The sequence below is a fragment of the Bacillus sp. JJ722 genome (assembly GCF_036963345.1).
Classification (GTDB): domain Bacteria; phylum Bacillota; class Bacilli; order Bacillales; family DSM-1321; genus Bacillus_AD.
The window spans coordinates 1-2,650 of the sequence record NZ_JBALMO010000390.1; the positions used below are offsets into that span (position 1 = coordinate 1).

General features: G+C 34.0%; 3 protein-coding genes. 2 read left to right on the top strand and 1 reads right to left on the bottom strand.

What is annotated here, in order from left to right:
* Positions 1 to 157: 157 nt before the first annotated feature.
* Positions 158 to 1,330, top strand: a complete 1,173-nt coding sequence (locus V7014_RS26620) for a C40 family peptidase (protein WP_335512058.1) — start codon at positions 158 to 160, stop codon at positions 1,328 to 1,330.
* A 110-nt stretch (positions 1,331 to 1,440) separates the two neighbouring features.
* On the opposite strand, the gene V7014_RS26625 is transcribed toward V7014_RS26620, so the two are convergent.
* Positions 1,441 to 1,713, bottom strand: a complete 273-nt coding sequence (locus V7014_RS26625; protein ID WP_335512060.1) for a phage holin — start codon at positions 1,711 to 1,713, stop codon at positions 1,441 to 1,443.
* A gap of 411 nt (positions 1,714 to 2,124) precedes the next feature.
* On the opposite strand from V7014_RS26625, the gene V7014_RS26630 reads away from it, so the two are divergent.
* Positions 2,125 to 2,505, top strand: a complete 381-nt coding sequence (locus tag V7014_RS26630; protein WP_335512061.1) for a VOC family protein — start codon at positions 2,125 to 2,127, stop codon at positions 2,503 to 2,505.
* Positions 2,506 to 2,650: the final 145 nt, after the last annotated feature.

The following is a 2,650-nucleotide window of genomic DNA, read 5'->3' on the forward strand; positions in this document are numbered from 1 at the left end:
AAATATTACAGCAATGTTACAAAGAACATATTTTCATTACATATGTCGAAAGAAAGGGTTTTCCCCTTGTTTTTCGACACCAATACCAATAAAATTTAGTTTAGAAATTAGGAAATTCGAAAAATTAATTTACATAGAAAATGGAGATTTTAATAATATGAAGAAATCAGCAATGAAGAAAATCGCTGCATTATCATTAAGTGCGATTCTATTAATTCAAGCAGCTCCAGCTTTTGCTGCACCAACTACAACAACTTCGACAAATCTATCTACATATAACAATCAAATTGAAGATTTACAAACAAAGATTCGTAAAATTGATAATGACATCATTGAATCTATGGAAAAAGTTCAAAAATTAAATACACAAGTAAAAGAAGGCCAAAAGAGAGTAGAAGAATCTAAAGTTGAAATTGAAAAACTTGAAGCATCTCTTGACCGCTCTATTGAACTATCAAAAGATCGTTTACAAAACATGCAAATGAACGGTTCAACAGAATTTAATCTTGTAGAAGTCTTACTTACGTCTGAAGGAGTTTCTGATTTCTTCCAAAAAACGAGTGCTGTTTTAACAATCATGGAGAGCGATAAGCAATTAACAGATTCGTTAACGAAGAAAGACGAAGAACTTAAAGAAAAGAAAGCACAACTTGATAAAGAACTAACAACAATCACGAAAAGACAAGAAGCTGCTAAAAAAGAACAAGTTGCTATCGAAAAACAAAAAACAACTGTTCAAACTGAGCTGAAAAAGGTTCAAGAAGCTAAAAAGAAAGCTGAAGAAGAAGCAAAACGTATTGCTGAACAACAACGTAGAGAAGCAGCAGCTCGCCAAGAACGCGCTCAAAGAACTGAGTCTCAACAATCACAAACTCAAGTTGATAACAATCAACAAAGTGCTCCATCTAATCAAAATAACAACAGTAACGGAAGTGCTGCTAAACAACCAAGTAATCCACCAGCTGTAAGTGCACCTTCATCAGGTAGTGCAGCAACTGTAATTGCAGAAGCTAAGAAATATCTTGGTGTACCATATGTTTGGGGCGGAACAACTCCAAGCGGTTTTGACTGCTCAGGATTTACAAGCTATGTATTTAGATCAGTTGGAGTTAGCTTACCAAGGGTATCAAGAGCTCAACAAAATACAGGAACTCAAGTTTCAGTTAACAGTGTACAACCTGGTGACTTAGTATTTATGGGTAAACCAGCATACCATGTTGGTATCTATATCGGTGGTGGACAATACATTCACGCTCCACAAACTGGTGATGTTGTTAAAATTTCATCTTACAACCCATCAAAATTCTCTAGTGCTACTAGAGTGTTATAATAATAATATACCAAAAGCAGCGGGACTCTAAAAAGGAGTCTCACTGCTTTTTTTATGTTATTTCACTTACTCCCTCTATTACAAAAACAAACTACTTTATTACACTATATTTAATTAGGATCATTGTAGTTCTTCGCTGCATCGCTATCTGCGACCCCTTTGGTGGTTGGATCAACAACTCCACCAATTCCTAGGAATGTTATCGCTATAAAGTTGACGATTCCCATAAACCCATTTATCGCATCATCAGTTATTGAAAAACCTGTTGGAGTGATAAATTCATTCACAAATGCAAGAATTATCTGAGCTAGTATGATCAGCGATGGAATTCCCACTGTAACAATCCATGTTGGATTCTTAAAACGTACTTTCCAGTTAATCATAGGTATCCCCCTTTCAATATAATTACTAGTAATATATTGAACCTTCTATGAACATGACACGCCATAAAACCTATAATAGAACAACGTAATTTGCGGATTTTGTAGCTTATTGTAGATTTGTTCAACTTTCACCTAATTAAAGTAATAATGGATTTATATAAAGTGAAACTTTAATCGGTGGGGGAGGGTTCGTCCATCCCCACCGATTATTAGTTGAACCAATCGGGTTCTAACTGGAGAAATACTTTTTAAATTTCCATCTAAATGCACTAGACAAAAAGAACGTATATTCGATATCATTTCATAATAAAGGTACTATGCATAGGTAATACTAGAGTCATCTACTCTATCCAAACAATGATTTCCTTACATTCCTTTATCAAAAATCAATACCAACGGAGGTACATACATATGATTAACAAAATCGGAAAGATTACCATTTATGTAAATGATCAAGAAGCAGCAAAAACTTTTTGGACAGAAAAAATGAATTTCGTTGTTAAATTCGAACAAACAATGGGCCCTTCAATAACTTGGTTAGAAGTTGGTCCAAGCGCAAATGAATTCACAACTTTAGTGTTATATGATAAAAATCTAATGAAACAACATAATCCATCTACTAACGTTGACACTCCATCCATCTTATTTAGCACTACTGATATTGATAACGCTTATGTACAAATGCAAGAAAAAGGAATAGAAGTAGGAAAAATGATGAGAATGCCATATGGAAGTATGTTTTCATTTAAAGACAACGAAGGCAACGAGTATTTATTGCGTGAAGATAAATAAAAGAAAAGGGTTGTCCAATAAGTTCTATTTGCTATCTTTGTTTGATTGATAGGAAAGAAATCCTTACGATTTTTAAGAAGATACATGGGGTTTCATCTAGACAGAAAGCACCAAATGTAGGCATTCTTGCATAATCAGCAAGTTT

Bases quoted from the DNA above. Each gene is read 5' to 3' on its own strand.
- V7014_RS26625 (WP_335512060.1), bottom strand. From the start codon at position 1,713: ATGATTAACTGGAAAGTACGTTTTAAGAATCCAACATGGATTGTTACA.
- V7014_RS26620 (WP_335512058.1), top strand. From the start codon at position 158: ATGAAGAAATCAGCAATGAAGAAAATCGCTGCATTATCATTAAGTGCG.
- V7014_RS26630 (WP_335512061.1), top strand. From the start codon at position 2,125: ATGATTAACAAAATCGGAAAGATTACCATTTATGTAAATGATCAAGAA.